This window comes from Nocardia sp. SYP-A9097 (assembly GCF_009649815.1).
In the GTDB taxonomy this organism is placed as follows: domain Bacteria; phylum Actinomycetota; class Actinomycetes; order Mycobacteriales; family Mycobacteriaceae; genus Nocardia.
The window spans coordinates 249,470-266,034 of sequence record NZ_WJIC01000009.1; the positions used below are offsets into that span (position 1 = coordinate 249,470).

General features: G+C 66.4%; 14 protein-coding genes and 1 tRNA gene. 9 read left to right on the forward strand and 6 right to left on the reverse strand.

All coding sequences use genetic code 11. From position 1 onward, the window contains the following. Position 1: 1 nt before the first annotated feature. A complete protein-coding gene (locus GFY24_RS20525) occupies positions 2 to 2,935 on the reverse strand; it encodes a LuxR C-terminal-related transcriptional regulator (RefSeq protein WP_153806666.1) in 2,934 nt (977 codons plus the stop codon). Between the two features lie 179 nt (positions 2,936 to 3,114). On the opposite strand from GFY24_RS20525, the gene GFY24_RS20530 reads away from it, so the two are divergent. Then, on the forward strand, positions 3,115 to 3,465 hold the full coding sequence (locus GFY24_RS20530) for a VOC family protein (protein ID WP_153806667.1): 351 nt from the start codon (positions 3,115 to 3,117) through the stop codon (positions 3,463 to 3,465). Positions 3,466 to 3,506: 41 nt separating this feature from the next. Continuing rightward, positions 3,507 to 3,950, forward strand: coding sequence for an iron chaperone (locus GFY24_RS20535; protein WP_153806668.1), 444 nt, complete (start codon positions 3,507 to 3,509; stop codon positions 3,948 to 3,950). Between the two features lie 258 nt (positions 3,951 to 4,208). On the opposite strand, the gene GFY24_RS20540 is transcribed toward GFY24_RS20535, so the two are convergent. Further along, positions 4,209 to 4,958 carry a ketopantoate reductase family protein gene (locus GFY24_RS20540; RefSeq protein ID WP_153806669.1) on the reverse strand — a complete coding sequence of 250 codons (750 nt, stop codon included), beginning with the start codon at positions 4,956 to 4,958 and terminating at the stop codon, positions 4,209 to 4,211. A 78-nt stretch (positions 4,959 to 5,036) separates the two neighbouring features. Between GFY24_RS20540 and GFY24_RS20545 the strand changes: the two genes are divergently transcribed. The 3 genes from GFY24_RS20545 to GFY24_RS20555 all read left to right on the forward strand — a co-directional run bounded on the left by GFY24_RS20545 (position 5,037) and on the right by GFY24_RS20555 (position 8,364). Continuing rightward, complete coding sequence (locus GFY24_RS20545; protein WP_153806670.1) at positions 5,037 to 5,732, forward strand: hypothetical protein; 696 nt, start codon at positions 5,037 to 5,039, stop codon at positions 5,730 to 5,732. A gap of 146 nt (positions 5,733 to 5,878) precedes the next feature. Next, the gene (locus GFY24_RS20550; RefSeq protein ID WP_153806671.1) at positions 5,879 to 6,862 is read left to right on the forward strand and encodes a glycosyltransferase family 2 protein; all 984 of its coding nucleotides are present in this window, start codon (positions 5,879 to 5,881) and stop codon (positions 6,860 to 6,862) included. 158 nt (positions 6,863 to 7,020) lie between these two features. After that, complete coding sequence (locus tag GFY24_RS20555; protein WP_153806672.1) at positions 7,021 to 8,364, forward strand: FAD-dependent oxidoreductase; 1,344 nt, start codon at positions 7,021 to 7,023, stop codon at positions 8,362 to 8,364. Between the two features lie 33 nt (positions 8,365 to 8,397). On the opposite strand, the gene GFY24_RS20560 is transcribed toward GFY24_RS20555, so the two are convergent. Beyond that, positions 8,398 to 9,072, reverse strand: coding sequence for an MspA family porin (locus GFY24_RS20560; protein WP_153806673.1), 675 nt, complete (start codon positions 9,070 to 9,072; stop codon positions 8,398 to 8,400). Between the two features lie 41 nt (positions 9,073 to 9,113). Beyond that, a complete protein-coding gene (locus GFY24_RS20565) occupies positions 9,114 to 9,791 on the reverse strand; it encodes an MspA family porin (RefSeq protein ID WP_153806674.1) in 678 nt (225 codons plus the stop codon). Between the two features lie 247 nt (positions 9,792 to 10,038). Between GFY24_RS20565 and GFY24_RS20570 the strand changes: the two genes are divergently transcribed. From GFY24_RS20570 to GFY24_RS20580, 3 genes are all read left to right on the forward strand, one after another. Then, positions 10,039 to 10,692: a GntR family transcriptional regulator gene (locus GFY24_RS20570; RefSeq protein WP_194852947.1), complete on the forward strand. Its 654-nt coding sequence runs from the start codon at positions 10,039 to 10,041 to the stop codon at positions 10,690 to 10,692. Between the two features lie 52 nt (positions 10,693 to 10,744). Next, a complete protein-coding gene (locus GFY24_RS42135; RefSeq protein ID WP_153806676.1) occupies positions 10,745 to 11,548 on the forward strand; it encodes a HEAT repeat domain-containing protein in 804 nt (267 codons plus the stop codon). Between the two features lie 363 nt (positions 11,549 to 11,911). Continuing rightward, positions 11,912 to 11,988 (forward strand) — tRNA-Arg (locus GFY24_RS20580). Here the strand turns inward: GFY24_RS20580 and GFY24_RS20585 are convergent. Together GFY24_RS20585 and GFY24_RS20590 are read right to left on the reverse strand one after the other, a co-directional pair. Then, a complete protein-coding gene (locus GFY24_RS20585) occupies positions 11,967 to 12,893 on the reverse strand; it encodes a circularly permuted type 2 ATP-grasp protein (protein WP_194852948.1) in 927 nt (308 codons plus the stop codon). The two genes, GFY24_RS20580 and GFY24_RS20585, sit on opposite strands and share 22 nt — an antisense overlap. 237 nt (positions 12,894 to 13,130) lie before the next feature. Then, the gene (locus GFY24_RS20590; protein ID WP_153806678.1) at positions 13,131 to 13,757 is read right to left on the reverse strand and encodes a hypothetical protein; all 627 of its coding nucleotides are present in this window, start codon (positions 13,755 to 13,757) and stop codon (positions 13,131 to 13,133) included. Positions 13,758 to 13,949: 192 nt separating this feature from the next. Here GFY24_RS20590 and GFY24_RS43375 point away from each other — a divergent pair, with 192 nt between their 5' ends. Further along, on the forward strand, positions 13,950 to 16,442 hold the full coding sequence (locus tag GFY24_RS43375; protein WP_194852949.1) for a hypothetical protein: 2,493 nt from the start codon (positions 13,950 to 13,952) through the stop codon (positions 16,440 to 16,442). Positions 16,443 to 16,565 lie beyond the last annotated feature (123 nt).

Here is a 16,565-nt window from a genome sequence, read left to right on the forward strand (position 1 = left end):
GTCAGCGGCGCGAAAGCATTGGGGACAGGCCGAGTTCGGCTAGGTCGGATGTGGCGTGGGTGGCGTGGTCGCCGCCGGCCAGGATTCGGCTGCGGGCCGACTGGTAGCGGGAACCGGCGGCGTCGAAGGCGGCGGCTGTGGCAAGAATTCGGTTCGGATCGTGGGCTAGAAGGGCTTCGGCGCGGTTGACCATGGCGACGGCGTAGGGATTGCCGTTTACGACGGCCTTAGCTTCGGACACGCGGTCTGCGGCGTCCGGAACACGTTCCAGTGCAAAGGTTTCGGCTCGCAGGGCGACGTACCAGTGCAGCCAGATCGACGCGGCTCCCTGCCATAGGTCGGCGGGGTCGGGTAGTAGCTGGTCGTATGCCTCGTCGGTGCGGCCGTGGTGGAGTAGGTGCAGTGTTTCGAAGATGACGCGGTAGCCGTTGCAGTGGCCCGGTGGGGTGCCGAGCCGGTCCAGGACTTCGTGCCATTCATCGCGGGCGGTGTGGTCGGCGCGGAGGCCGTGGATCATTTGCACGCCGGCCGCTGCCGCTGCCAGATCGGGTCCGGTCGGGGTGCCGTCTCGCTGCCATGCCTCCAGGAAGCGGACGCTGCGGGTGAGGACGTCGGTGACGTTGCCCGCCAAGGCATCCGCGATCAGTAGGCGGCTGGTGGCGCGGTGTCCTACTTCGGCCAGCATGGGGTGATCGGCGAGTTGGCGAGCCCAGCGGCGTGCGCCTCGCAGGTCGCCAGCGCCCAGACCGGCCTCGGTGACCTGGCCGAGTGCCTCGATCAACTCATGGGTGCCGTCCGGAGTGGTCGGCGCGGAGGCGAGCAGCGTGATTCGACGTCGAGCCGTGGCCGCTGCCGCGAAAGCGGCGCCGGTCCGGCCCTGCGCCCCGCTGAGCGCGTCGAGGGCGGCGGACTCGGCGAGCCGGTCACCGGTGTGGTGCGCCAGCTCGACCGCCCGTTCGGCGCGCACGACAACGTCCGCAACATCCGGGCCGACGGCGCTGCCCGCTACCCCGAACTCATTGCTGGACATGCGATTCAACGTGCCATAGCTACCCTCGGACGGGCCGGACGAGGCATCCGATGCACCGAAGGCGTTGGCGAGTACGCCGGCCTCGGCTAGGGCGATCGCGGCCCGTGCGGTCGCGTTGTCCCCGGCCAGGGCTCGCGCCTCGGCGATCAGGCCGAATAGCTCCTCCCGCACGGGGATTCGCTCGAAGGTGCTCCAGAAGCGGTAGGCGCTCGTGGCGGCGGTGGCCAGGTCCGCGGCTGCTGCGGCGGGGTCTCCGGCGCGCTGGGCGGCGTCGGCTGCCGCGCGGTGCAGGCGGTACATGTTGTCGCCGCTGAGTTGGCATCCGGCGGCGGCCGCGGCTTGGCGGAGCAGGGCCGCAGATTCGGCGGGATCCTCGGCGAGGGCGGCGGCTTGTTCGTAGCGCCATTGGGATTCGCCGGTGAGGTGGCGGGTGAAGGTGAGATCCGCGAAGTGGCGGGCGAGGTGGTAGGCGTCGGCGCGACGGCCTGGTTGGTCGCACACCCAGGCCAGGGCTACGCGGAGGTCGTCGGCGACCGCATCGAATTGGGGTCGCCAATCCGCAACGGCCACTGGACGATACGAACCGAACGATGCCAATTCGGCACCAGCGGGCCGGGATCGATTGTCGGGGCGCGCCAGGGCGGCGGCTTCGGCCACGCACCAGGCCAGATGCCGGGATCGGGTATCGTCGAGTTCGCCTGCCTCGGTGAGTTGTTCGAGGCCGTATTGGCGGATGGTTTCCAGGGCACGATATTCGGTACCGGTGGGGGTGGCGGTCACCACGAGCAGGCTTTGTTCGACCAGGCGCGCCAATCCGGTTGCGACAAAGCCTTTTTCGTAGTCGGTGACCTGCGCCGCCGCCGCGACGGTGAAGGATTTCATGAAGACCGAGATCCGGCGGAGCAGGGCCCGGTCCTCCGGTCCGAGGAGGGCGTGACTCCAGTCCAGGGCGGCGCGGACCGAGCGGTGCCGGTCGTCGGCGCGGGCGCCACCGGCGAGCATGCGGAGTTGATCGGACAGGCCCTCGGTGAGACCGTCGAGACCGAGGGTGGTCCAGCGCGCGGCGGCCAGCTCGATGGCCAGCGCCACGCCGTCCAGGCGCTGCACGAACGCGGAAACCTGGTCGCGCAGTGCGTGATTCGGCGGCCAGCCGCCCGCCGCCGCGCGATCCATGAACAGTTCCACCGCATCGGATTCGCCATCGCCCGCCAGCGACATCGGCGGCACCGGATAAACGTGCTCGAACGGCACCATGAGCCGGGCGCGGCTGGTGGCCAGCACCGAGACTCCGGGACAACCGGCCAGCAGTCGTTCGATGAAGGGCGCCACGCCATCTCGCACGTGTTCGCAATTGTCGAGCACCAGCAGGGCCCGCCGGTCGGCGAGTGCGGCGAGTACCGATTCGTCCATACCGCGGCCGGGCTGTTCGCCGAGTCCCAGTGCCAGAGCGGCGGTTCCGGCGACCACGCAGATATCGGGGCTGGTGATGGGCACCAGGTCGACGAACCAGACGCCGTCCGGGAATTCCCCCGCCAGCTCGGCGGCGACGGTCAGCGCGAGGCGGGTTTTACCGACACCGCCGGGGCCGACGGCGGTCACCTGGCGTTGTCTCTTCATCAGGTCGGTGAGCTCGGCGCGCTCCCGGCTCCGGCCGATGAACGAGGTCAGGGGCGTGGGCAGGATCGGCGCGGACTGCGGCCGGTCCGCGCGCACCGACCGGGCGGCGTGCTGGGCCAGCGCGCGCCGATCGGCGACCTCCAATTTGCGCAGTAGCGAGGAGACGTGACTCTCGACGGTGCGCACCGAGATGAACAGCCGCGCACCGATTTCGGCATTGCTGAGGTGCTCCCCCACCAGCGTCAGCACTTCGGTTTCGCGCGCCGAGATCTCCGCTGTCGCCACCATATGGGTCATTCTGCCGCATCCGATACGTGATCAAACTGTTCGGTCGTTTCCACCCAGCGAAGGCACGGACAGCACTCAGTGGTGGATCCCGTGGTGAGCACGGATGTGGCCGACCCCCCTCGGAGGCGAAGCTCTAGACACAACCGGAACAGCCGAGAAACACCACGTCAGGAGCGAAAATGAGCACCACACAGGGCATCAGGACGGTACTGCACCCGGTCTCCGACCTGGCCACCGCGAAGGCCGTCTACACCGCCCTGCTCGGTATCGAACCGCAGACCGACTCGCCCTACTACGTCGGCTTCGAAGCCGAGGGCCAGCACATCGGCCTGGTGCCTAACGGCGGCAGGCAGCAGATGACCGCCCCGGTCGCCTACTGGCACGTCCCGGATATCGCGGCCAAGGTGGCCGAGCTGACCGCCGCCGGAGCCACCATCCGGGAGGCCGCGAACAACGTGGGCGGGGGCCGGTTGGTCGCCACCCTCACCGATACCGACGGCAATCTCCTGGGCCTGATCCAGGACCGCTGAACCCGCCCGTCCCCCACCAACTCTCACGTAAGGAAACTCTCATGGCCACCACCAAGTCCACCGTCGCCTTCTCCGCCGAAGAGCGCGCCGCGATGAAAGAGCATGCCCGGGAGCTGAAGACGACTGCCCGCCGCAGCCCGCGCAATGCCAAGGCGGACGGCGAGCAGGACGTCCTCGCCAAGATCGCGGAAATGGACGAGTCCGATCGCATACTCGGCGAGCGCATCCACGCCATCGTGCGGGCCAACGCCCCGCATCTGACCGCCAAGCTCTGGTACGGCATGCCCGCCTATGCCCGCGACGGCAAGATCGTCGTCCACTTCCAGTGCGCCGCCAAGTTCAAATCCCGTTACGCCACACTCGGTTTCAGCGATCCCGCGCAGCTGGACGACGGCACCGTATGGCCCGTGGCGTTCGCATTGACCACTCTCACCGCCGACGACGAGGCGCGGATCGGCGCGCTCGTGAAGAAGGCCGCGGGCTGAGCACGCCGGGGCTTCCGATCCAGCGGCCTTGCGCTGTACCTACGTCAACCATCACGCGGCAGGCACCCGCTGCGGCGGGGACGAACGACCTCGATCACCGATCCGAGGTCACCGCTCCGCCCGGTGGCGTTCAATTCCTCAGTCCAGCAGATGCGCGAGATCGGATCGCAGAGCCGCCATTTCGGTATCGCGAGTGGCTCGGGCGTGCGGCAGGATCGCCACCTGTCCGAGCGGGCCGCGCAGGGTCCGGCTCCAGTATCAGGTTGCCGCCGGCAGCGGAACCCTGGTGAATATGGTGCGCAGCGCGGGCGGTTGGATGGTGATACCGCGGCGCTCCAAGGCGGTGAATCCGTCGCGAACCGTATGCACCATCGCGCGCACGGCAGCCTTGTCTCCGGTGAGGCGCGAGAGGGAGTAATCGGCGTGTTCGAGCGCGGCGGACAGCGCCACCACGAAGACCGCATGGGTGGCGAGCCAGGCATCCATATCGGAGGTGAGCGCGACCGGGAAACCGGCAGCGCGAAATGCGCGGACCAACCTTTGCTCGCGCCCCTCGTTGCGGCCGACCGTGGTCGGCTGACGCCGGATCCGCAGATAGCGCACCGTGCCGTCGGCTGCACGATATCCACCCACCCCAGGGAAGGCTCCGACCACCCGATCCGCGCCGAACCGTTCCCGCAGGCCACCCAGACCCAGCGGGTTGTTGAACATGGGGACGATGAGACCGCCGGTCGCCGTGGCGGCCACATCGATCGCGCCCGGACTCTGATCCCGGCGTACAGCGATGACAATGAGGTCATAGCGCTCGCCCGCCGCCGTATCGACCACGCGGGGTCGCACGGTTTCGACGACCGCGCCATCACACAGGGTAATGCCTTCAGCGGCAAGGCAAACCGCCGTCTGCCCGCGCGCCAGCACGGTCACATCGTGTCCGGAGCGGATCAGCCCGCCCACATAGATCCGCCCGATGACACCGGCACCGATGACGAGGACGCTGTCTCCGGCCATTCACTCATTGTGCCGGCGAACCGGCGTCCGGTTGCCTCCGCTCTGCCCGACAATTCAGCCCCCCGGCATGATGGGCTCATGCTTCCCACCGACCAGCTCGCCCAGGCGGACCGTCGCCCAGCCGTGATCGATACGCCCCTGGGCACCGTCGCATTCTCCGTCACGCTCGGCTCGGACGTTCTCCCGGCCGGTCCCGATACCGTGTGGCGCTTGCCGAATGGGTCGCATCTGCATCGGTGGCGGCATCGTGGTGCGACGGTCGATCTGCTGATCGGGAGCATCGAGGTGCCCGCGTGGGATGGTGGCGCGCCGGTGCCGATGTGGGCGGCGATCTGGCAGGTGCAGGCGAAGAGCGGGGTATCTGGGCTGGTCGTCTCCGCCGAGCTGACCGATCTGCCCGCCGATGCCTACGGCGGGGAGGATTCCGGCGAATGCCTCGCGGCCGTGAGCGTCCAGAACGATCACTTCACGGTATCGATCGGCGGCCCGGACGCCGAACTGCTCGCCATGCAGGCCGCGGACGCCCGGCTGATGCCGTACAGCTGGGCGCATCTGCTGCCCGCCGACGAGCACGAAACCTCCGAATACGGTGTGCGCTATACGGATCCGGCTCGAATCGCCTGGCACCTGCCCGGCCTGGCCACCACCGAAGTGGCCCGCCTGTGTATCGCCACCGCCTGGTGCCCCCGCGATGACGACCGCCCCGCCGCCTGGTTCGCCGTGGATATCCCCCTCGACACCGCCTATCATCACCTCACCGTCGATCGGTCCTGACGGATCATGTTTCGGCACAAGGTCTTTCGGACAAACACCGCAGATCGCTTGCAGCCTTTCGCTTGACCGCCGAAGGTGGGTATGGTGGGCTGAGACCACTGGTTCCGGGCGATCATGAAGTCGCCCAACCGATTCGGGGCGGCGTCATGTCACAGCCTGTCTTCAGCATTCTCTCCGCGGCGCATCTGGCCGAACCGTATCTGGCGGAGATGATCGATTCGGTCGTCGCACAGACGATGACGGAGTGGGAGTTGATTGTCGTCGACAACGGGATGTCCGAGGAGGTGGTGCGGATTGTCGGGCGGTATGCCGACGATCCGCGGATTCGGTTGTCGCGCAGGGAGTTCGACGGGCTCGGGGGCGGGGTCGATGCGGCCGCGGGGCTGGCGCGGGGCAGGTACTTCGCCGTGGTGCACGGCGACGACGTATTGCTACCGGACTTCTGTGCACGCACGGCCGAGCTGCTCGATGCCAACCCCGGCGTCGATGTCGTCGGCGTGGAAGCCTTCGGATTCACCGACGATCATGTGACCGCGCCGATCGGGTATCGCGCGCTCGCCGGGGTCACGGTGGAGCGCGGATTCGATCACCGGGTGACCCTGGAAGAGGTCGCCGACGGCCAAGTGCTGTATTACACGGCGGCGATTCGCGCACAGGCGTGGAAGATCGGCGTCGGCTACACCTGCGATACACCGCAGGTCGAGGACCTGGCCATGTTCATCCGAATGCTGGCCGCTGGGTGCGATATTCGCGTGCTGCCGGAGCATCTCGCGGGATATCGACTCCACGACCAAGGCCCGGCCCCGGCCGATCGAGAGGTCTACGAGGACAGCGTCGAGCGGGTATACGAGCTGGCGGGAACGCTCTCCGATGCCGCGAATGTACAAGCGGCGGTGGACCGGACCCTGCGCAAGGTCAAATTCGAGCATGCCGTGCGCCGCGCCCGGGAATCACTACTGCGATCCGACACCACCACTGCCCGCGACAATGCCCGACTCGCCCTGCGGCAACGCCGTGCACTACGCCCCATGGTGATTTACGCCGGACTCACAGTCGCGCCGGGCATTCTGCGCCGCATTCATCCGATGAAGCAGCGGATCTCCGCACTCGTCGGCCGGGTGCGGCACTGACCGCACCGGGATTCATTGCGCCAGTGTGGTTCCAGCACGGGGCATCTGAGAAGCAAATCCGTCACTTTTGATACATCTCTGTACCATTAGAGGTCGATGCATACTGGAAGCGCGCAGTGCATTCGCGGCCTTCCCACCCGAAACGGAAGGACAAGGTCGTGGCGCATCTGAACCGCAGGTCTGTACTGATAGGGGCCGCGCTCACCGCGAGCGCCTGCGGATCCACCTCGACCACAAAGGGTTCGGTGCTGGTAATCGGGGCCGGAATGGCCGGCCTCACCGCGGCGAACGATTTGGCCCGGGCCGGATATCAGGTCACGGTGCTCGAGGCCCGCGACCGGACGGGTGGACGGCTCTGTACCGATCGCAGCTGGCCCGATGCCCCGCTCGATCTGGGCGCGTCCTGGATCCACGGCATCGACGGCAATCCCGTCGCCGAGCTGCGCGACAAGTTCGGCGTCTCCACGGTGGTGTTCAATCAGGACGTCGTCACCGCCTACAGCGGTGGACAGCGGATAGATCCGGAAGCCATGCAGGCCGACCTCATGGCGACCATGACCGCCGCGGCCGACCTCGCCACCCGGCCCGAATACGCGCACACCTCGGTGGCCGCCGGGACCGATCTGGCCCTGGACCGCGCGCACCTGCCCGCCGACGCCGCCGACCGAATGCGAAACACCATGCGGCACTTGACCCAGGACGGTTTCGGCGCCGACGCCGAGCAGATCCCGCTGTGGATCTTCGGCACCGACCATGCCGAGGCGGGCGACCAAGTGGTCTTCCCCGGCGGCTACGACCAACTCACCACCCGGCTCGCGACAGAGCTGGACGTGCGCCTGCGACATGTCGTCCGCCATATCGCAATTCACGAGTCCAGCGTCCGTGTCGAGACCGATCAGGGCTCGTTCAGTGCCGATCGGGTGCTGGTCACGGTGCCGCTGGGGGTGTTGAAAACCGATGCGATCACCTTCGACCCGCCGCTTCCCGCAGCCAAGCAGCAGGCCATCCGCACCCTGGGCATGGGTCTCTACAACAAGCTGTTCCTGCGCTTCGACCACCGGTTCTGGGACGACGCCGACATGATTCTGGAGTACGGCCTGGCGCAGGAGCCGGTCGCCGCGTGGTTCCCACTACACAGGGTGAGCGGCGTCCCGATGATCGTGGCCCTGCGCGGCGGCTCGGTCGCCCGCCGCATCGAAACCCTCGACGACACAGCCACGGTCACCGAAGCGATGACCGCCCTGCGCGCCATCTGGGGCGATCGCGTCCCGGAACCGCTGGCGCACAAGGTGACCCGCTGGTCCACCGACCCCTACGCGCTCGGCTCCTACTCCTACCCCGGCATCGACTCCGTCCCCGGCGATCGTGACGCTCTCGCCGCACCGGTCGCCGATCGAATCTTCTTCGCCGGCGAGGCAACCCATGACACCGCCGCCGCCACCGTCCACGGCGCGCTGCTCTCCGGCCGCCGCGAAGCCACCCGGATCACGGCGCTCGGCTGAACTCCGGTCGCCGCGATACCGCGCGGATCGGACTCAGCCGAGCGAGAAGGGCTGACCCCACAGGGTGACCCAGGTGGTGACGGTCGGGGTGATCACTTCGACGCTGACGAAGGACCGGGCCTGGGCGTACCCGGCGCAGCCGTTCAATCCGATCGTCTCATCGGTCCAGGTGACCGAACCATTGCTGCCGGCGAACCAGTTGTAGGGATTGTGCATCTCGGCCCCGTACATGTCGGGGGCTTCCAGGTCGAGCACGTAGAACGAAGTCGCCTGTCCCGGACCGAGAGTCAGGTTCGCGCCACTGTCCACTCCACCGGTCGGCGATGCCTCGCCGCTGCTCCAGTCCGCCCCGCCGTTGGCGCCGCCATTGACCCCGCCACCGGAAATGCTGACCTGGCAGCCGACGACGTAACCGGGGTAGATGCTGCCGCCCACATCAGTGTTGGTGCCGGAGATCTCGACCTGCGCGCTGGCGGAGACCCAGGCATTGCGGTGCAGCGGGGTCGAGCCCATGGACGGATTGATATTGGCGGATTCACCCACCAGATTGACCGTGACCACGGTGCCGTCGACGAGGGTTCGGGACAATGTGCCGCCGGGCAGCGGGACGACGGTATCCGCTTGCGCGCCGGTCGAGGTGAAAGCGAGGGAAGCGGCGGAAATCGCTGTGACAGTACCGATTCGGGTGACAGTGGCAAGGATCTTCATTGCGGGGTCCTAAGAATCAAGAAATGAATATTGTGAGCGGGTCAGCCGATGCTGAAAGGCGCGCCGTACAGCGTGGTCTTCGAATAGTGGTCGCCGACGATCTCCACCACGGAATAGGCGCGGGCCTGCGCGAAACCGCCACAGCCTTGAATTTCGATCTCGGCGTCCTGATATTCCACGGCATACGTGCCGGGGGTCGTGATGTCCTTGTAGTCGATCTGAACGAACTTGACCTCACCCGGGCTGACCTGAACCCCCAGTGCGCCACCGATACCCGCACTGCTCAGGTTCACCGAACCGGACAAGCCCAGGCTCACCGCATCCTCGCCGAGGGCTACCTGGCAGCCGACAATGTAACCGGTGCTGAGCTGCGAGGATCCGTGCGTGGACGAATTATTCGTGCCCGGATTGTCGGTCGGGAAGTTGTGCGGTCCGGGTTCGGTCTCCGGAGTGTCCGGGATCTCGGCGACGACGGTTCCGGTCATCCACACCACCCGACCCGCACCATTGGCGGCCAGCGACGGCGAAATCATCGCGTGCTCACCGGTGCGAATGAGCGTGACGTCGTGCGCACCCTGATGCTGGCCGTCGGGCAGCGGCACCAGGGTGTCCGCGGCGGCCGATCCGGCCGTCAATGTGCCCGCGAGTAGACCGCACAGGGCGAGTGAACTCGCCGAACTCAGGGCTTTGATACCGGCCTTGGCTGAATAGCCGACCATTGTTGTCCTCCAACTGCTTTCGTGCTTCTTGAATTCGATGGGTGCGAGTGGAATCAGGTACGGCCGATCAACCCCAGTCGATACGACTGTGGCAGTGCGGAATTGAATTTCTGAATGGAATTACGGACTGGGAAGGTCCGTCCGGTCTCCTCTTGTCGGCGAGTTGGGCTTATCTTGCATGGAAGTTGCCAGCAAGGCAACCGCTAGCGCTGTTGATCCCCCGACAGCATCCGAGTATCTTCCATACATGCCGCCGACAAGATCCGACATCGATACGGTCACCGCCGCCGAACGGGCCTACTCGTACATCCGCCAGCGCCTGTTCGACGGCACCTACGAGGGCGGCGCGATGCTGAGCGAGGGCGAGATCGCCGCGGCCCTGAAGATCAGTCGCACCCCCGTCCACGAGGCGCTGCTGCGCTGCGAGTTCGAGGGCCACGTCCGCATGTACCCCAAGCGGGGCGCGCTCGTCCTGCCGGTCAGCGCCAAGGAGATCCAGGACGTCCTGGTCACCAGGCGGCTCATCGAAACCTATGCGATCGAAAAGGCTTGCGAGACAGGATTTCTGGGACCCGGACTACTGGCCCTGGTCGAGAAGCAGGCCGAATTGATCGCCGCCGGAAAGGATGACGTCTTCTCCGACTCGGACAGCGAATTCCACCACCGCATCGTGACCGCCACCGGCAACACCCTCCTGACCAAGGCCTACGGCCTCGCCAGAGATGTCCCGCTACGCGTCGGCAACGGCGATATCGGCAATGACCCGGACCGCGCCGCCCACATCATCGAGGAACACGCCGTCATCGCACAGGCCGTCGTCGACCGCGATCCGATCGCCGCCCGCGCCGCCGTGGAACTCCACCTCGACCACGCCCTGCAGAGCCTGCTGCGCGCCATCTGAGGTCCCGACGGCATGGGCGTAGGTCGGGATCATCGCCGGGTACCGTTGGGCGGTGATCCCAGCTGATGTGCGACGCCTCAAAGACGCCGATCTCGAGACCCGCAAGGAAAACCTGCGGCGCCTGCTCGAGCGGGCCGCCGACGGCGACACATCCGCCAAGGAGGCACTGCGGGCGCTCGTCCGCGACTATCCCGACTACCACCGGTCGATTTACAGCCTGGCGTTGAACCAGGCGGCGGTCTTCGGCGACGACACGCTGAGGGCACCGCTGCTCGCCTCCCTCGCCGACACCCGGTACAACTGCCAGGCCTGGGCCGCGATGGGCTGCGCCGCACTCGGATTCCGCGAAGCGGTCCCCGGCCTGGTCGCGATGCTGGACCACCCACAGGAGATGGCTCGCGAGCAAGCGGTCATCGCCCTGGGCACGCTCGGCGACGAATCGGTCGTCCCTGCGCTCACGCCCGTGCTGCGAGACCCGATCGCGGGTATGCGTGAACGTGCCGCCGAGGCTCTCGGCATGATCGGCGGTAATGCGGCCCTGGCCGCCCTTTGGGACGAGTTCGAGAACCGCCGGTATTACCGCATCGGCTACATCGCCAGCGCACTGGCCAAATTCGCGCCGGACATCATCCCAAGGCTGTGCGAGGCGGCCGACAGCGCTGACCCGGACCAGCGCTACTGGGCGGCCGTCGCGCTCGGTTCGACCGGCGACAATCGTGCCGTTCCGACGCTGGAACGGCTGATGGCCCAGGACCGCGGCTCAACCGTCTTCGACGGCATGGTGAGCGTCGCCGCGAAGAAGGGTCTCCGCACCCTACGAAGAATCCAAGCCGCGATCGCGGCCCGCGAATCTTGAAAATGCAGATGCCCCAGGCCACCGCTGACGTCACCGCATCTCCTCCCAGGCTCGAAAATCGTTTTACCGCTTCGGAACCCGCTGCTAACGTTGTTCCATCACCTCGACCGACGACAGGAAAGGCGGCTCCATGACCGAGCGGATTCAACGTCCGAACGTATTCGGCTACGCCCGCCGCGTCGGCGCATGGAGCATCCTTTAACGATCTCGGCCGGCCCCGGAATCTCGCCGGGTCACTCCCGCGCAGACCGACGCGAGCGCCGAAACACCTTGATATCAGCGGATATCTGTAGTCCACCCACTACATCCCCCGCGCACCTCAGCGTCGAGTAGATGTCAATGCCGACATCCGCACGGGGCCATATGCCCGTAGCTCAAACGGATAGAGCGCTTCGCTTCGAACGAAGAGGTCGGGGGTTCAAATCCTCCCGGGCATACCAACTTTCGATGGGGCATTGAAAACGAATCCATCCATGCCGAGCTGTAATCCGTTGTGGCCTGGCAGCTGTGGTAGCGGGCAGTATTCCTGGACCACATGCGCACCGGAGACCGCGGCGCGTCTCAGCGCGGTTCGCCAGGCCGCCGGGGTGGTCCCGGGGCCGATAACCACGCCCTCTCCGCAGAGCCGATTCGCCGGTTTGAGGACCAGCCGGTCGCGGGCGCGCTCCAGCAGATCGAGCAGGTCCCGATCGCGGAGTACCAGGCGCGTGGCTGGAATGAACTCCGTGATCAGCGCACGTTCGGCCGCGTTGAAATAGTCGGCGAATCTTGGGTCCCACATGATCGCGAGCGCTCGCTTGTCGCCGATAATGCATTGGGACAGCAACGGATTCACGAAACATGCCACACCCGACACGGCGGCGTCGAGATAGCTGGTGAGGTCCGGATCGGTGATGAGATCGAGCTGATCCACGTTGGCGTACACCAGATCCACTCGCCGGCCGCGCTGGTCCACCACCCGGTCTTCGCGCAGCCGAATCGTGCGGGCATCGGCGGTGGACGCGTCCACGCCGAGTGCCTGCAGGTCCTCGATCATCTCCGAGACCTCCTGGTGGTAGCGGGAACTCAGAGTCACGATCACGGCCGTGGTCGGGTCCCTGCCGAACTGCTCACGGTGGCAGTCCACCAGGGAACGAGCGAACAACCGTGGATCGGTGAGCAGCGGTTGTGCACGTTCGGACACACCATCGGGCAATCCGACGACGGCACGCCAGATCTCGTGTGCACGAGGGGCGAACGCGATCCCACCCGGGCAGACCGCATTCGCCTCCAGCACCCGAAACCGCCCGGCCGAATCCAGGATGCCGTCGATTCGGCAGATTCGGTTGAGGGGTGAGAGCGGCACGGGCCCGCGCGGTCCAGCGCGCCAAGGGTTCGTACTCGGTGAAACAGCCCCGCACAGCCGAATCGGCCAGGTACAGCTGCGCGACCTTCTCCAGTACGGTGTGCAGCCGCGGCAGCATCGCTCGGATCCGCGCACCGGCATCGGGCGGGATCAGCAGTGGTTCGCTCAGGCATGGCAGCGACCCACCGCCGAATGCAAACCGGAAGGTGCAAGTCGCCGATTTAGTTCCAGGCTTCCTCACTCGCCATCGGGGCATCCGATTCCGTTGCGCGGCAGCATGATCACGCCGTCGGCGGCGGTTACGCGCCAGTTCTTCAGGGGACGGGTGGGCGTATCGGCGATTCCCGCGGTGCGGGCGGCGGCGGCCAGTGGACTGATATCGGGTAGCACCACCCAGTGGCTCTCCCGGAAGTTCGGGTGATCACGTTCGACGAGAAAGGCTGCGATATCGACGATCGTCCGATACTTGGTGCCGGAGAAGCGTAGTGGCGATATCGGCAAATCCTCGCTGTCGGTGGTGGCCAGCGTGACTCTGGCGATGATGAATCTGGAGAACAGCGCTGTCTCGAAAACCCTTCGAGTCGTGTCGATATCGTCGTCGGCCGGTACGGCTGTGCCCCATGCGCCGCGCGAATGCCATACGCCGAGATATCGCATTCCGTATCGCGCCGCGATTTCGCGTCGGTCCGCTCGGCCGGGGCCGAGCACCAATTGCACTGCCGCTGAACCGTTGTCCGTCCAAATACCGAACAGTTCTCCGCCCACTTCGCGGAAGCGGTTCTCGACGGCCCAACCGGCCAGGTTGTCCAGTTCCCCGGCGTGGATGAGCATCTCGAACGGCTCGCCATTGCCCAGATCATTCATACCCGGACATGCTGCAGGCCGAATCCGCCATGGTCTGGCACCGTCCGCGTTCGGCGACTATTCGGCCTGGTCAGCACCCTGCGGCGGGGATTCCGTTCCGGAACGGATGCCACCCAACGGCCGAAGAGGTTGTGGTGCAGCGGGGTTCGGCGGACCATGGAGAGGCTCGCCGGCAGATTTGAGGGGGCGACGGTGGCAGCATCGGGTGACGCCGAACCACGCATTTCACCGAGAATTGTTTTCCTGCAACGTTTCAGCCGGTTGTATGAGGCCGCCGGAAATCCCAAGTTGGAGGCGTTGTCGCGGGCGACCGGCCGGCTACCGGGGCACGGCGAGGCGGTTCCCATTCAGCGGATCAGCGATTGGCGGACCGGCCGCGCGATACCGGCCAGGTGGGAGACGTTCGAGCCGGTGCTGTCGGTATTGCGCAGATATGTTCGCGAATCCGGGCGTCCCGCCGCGCCTGAGTTGATGAACGAACAACAGTGGAAATGGCTGTGGGACAGGTGTATCCGGGAGAGGCGGGATGCGACGGCATCGACGCGCTGCCCGTATCCGGGGTTGACCGAATATCGGCAGACGGATTTCGAACTGTTCTCCGGTCGTGAACAGGCCACGACGGAGCTGCTCACACTCATCGATTCCAATGAAGGCCAACTGGTCGCGCTGGTTGGTGCGTCCGACGCGGGAAAGTCGTCACTGGTTGCCGCGGGAGTGGCCGCAGCGCTGGAAACCCGGAACTGGAGTATTCGCACGGTGACGCCGAGCCGAACCTCGGCGCACGATCTCACGAACATCGTCTGGGGCGAAGAAGAACACCGGCTGCTCGTCGTAGATCAGTTCGAGGAATTGTTCACCAGCCGCGAATCCGACAGGGAGCGAACAGAATTCCTGGCAACCTTGGATTCGCTGCGCGCGCAGGACGGACCGCCGACCACCGTCATCATCGCCGTCCGCGCCGACTTCTACGCACGCTGCATGGAATACCCCGCACTGTTGGACACCCTGGCCGAGCGCAGTTATCTGCTGGGCCCGATGAACCGCGGTGAACTCACCCGAGCCGTGACGCGCCCCGCCGAGGTCGCGGGCTGCACACTGGAAAACGGCCTGCTCGAACTGATCATCAATGACCTGTGCGGTATGGGTGAGGGCGCCGACGCGACCGAGCGGCGCACCTACGATCCGAGCCTGCTGCCGCTGCTCTCACATGTGATGGCGGCGACCTGGCGACATCGCAAGGGCCGCAAGCCGACTCTCGCCGGATATCGCGAGGCGGGCGGCGTCCGCGGTTCGGTCACCACCACCGCCGAGACCGCGTGGGCCGAGCTGACCGAGACACAGCGAGCCGCCGCGAAGAACATTCTGCTGGCGCTGGTCAATGCGGGCCGCGATACCAAGGACACCCGCCGCATCGCCTCGCGCGACGAAATCGCCTCGACTACAACCGAAGCCGATGTCGTCTTGGATGTACTCGCCACCAGTCGCCTGGTCACCCTGGAGAAGGACACCGCCTACCTGACGCATGAGATCGTGCTCGACGATTGGCGGCGGTTACGCGATTGGATCGATGAGGATCGAGTCGGCGTGCTCGAGCGTCAACGCGTGAACACGGACGCCGCGGACTGGTCGCGGGCGGGCCGCCCGGCATCACGCCTGTACTCCACGTCCCGATTGGTCGAGATACGAAACCAAGTGGGCGACAGTGGATCCGGGACACCGGCGGCGGAATTCCCGGCCGCCGCCGAGGCCGAGCGGGACCGCCGCGACCGCCGGGCACACCGATTGAAGGTGGCCGCCGCGCTGACCGCGGTGGTCGTGCTCATATTGGCGGGCCTGTTCTATTGGAAATCGAATCAGGCCGGGCAGAACAGCGCACTCGCGGCCCAGCGCAGTACCGATGAGCTCGTGGCTTCGCTGCTGTCCAAGGCCGAGGGTATGGAGGGCTCGGATCCGTCCCTGTCCGCGCAGCTGGTCATGGCCGCGTACCGCCTGCGCGCCGCCGATCCGGATATCGCTTCCCGACTGCTCCGCTTCCAAACCCTGCCGCTGGCAACGACATTGAGCGGCCATGGCAATCGGGTCAACCAGGTCGCCATATCGCCCGATGGGGTGCTGCTGGCATCGGCCGGCTCCGATGCGAAGGTGCTGCTGCGTGAGATCGCGGATCCCGCGCATGCCGCCGCGATCCCCGAGAGCTTTTCCGCGCCGATCTCATCGGTCGCCTTCAGCCCGCAGGGGCGAATTCTCGCCGTCGGCACCGAGGGCAGGCTGCGACTGTGGGATGTCTCGAACCCATTGCATCCCAATGCTTTCGGTCCAGCCGTCGAGAGCGGCACGAAGGCGGTCCATCTCGCGTTCAGCCCGGATGGGCGGACCCTCGCCCGAACGCACCCGAACCCCTCGGCTCACCCCTGCGCGATGGCCCAGCCAGGTGCGTCAACCCGATGGGCACCTGCTTCACCGGAACCCTGCCGACCTCGACCACCTCAAACCCTTCGGACCGTCGATCGTGGCGGCGGGCGCGGTGGACCGCAATGGCGCTGTCACCTTCGTGCCCGTAACCGGGTACCTGCTCGCCACCGGCATCAAGGGCCTGATGCTGGTCCTGGACTTGGATGTGACACACGCCGAGCGCCGCATCTGCGACCTCACCACCACCGCCCTGACCCCCGCACTCTGGCATGACTATGCCGGGAACCGGCCGTTCACTCCGCCCTGCCAACGGCACTGAGAATCCCATCGAGACTGCGCTGTCACTGTTGCGTGAACACAGTTGGCACGCAATTGCTGTCGCGGCGCGACAGTGAC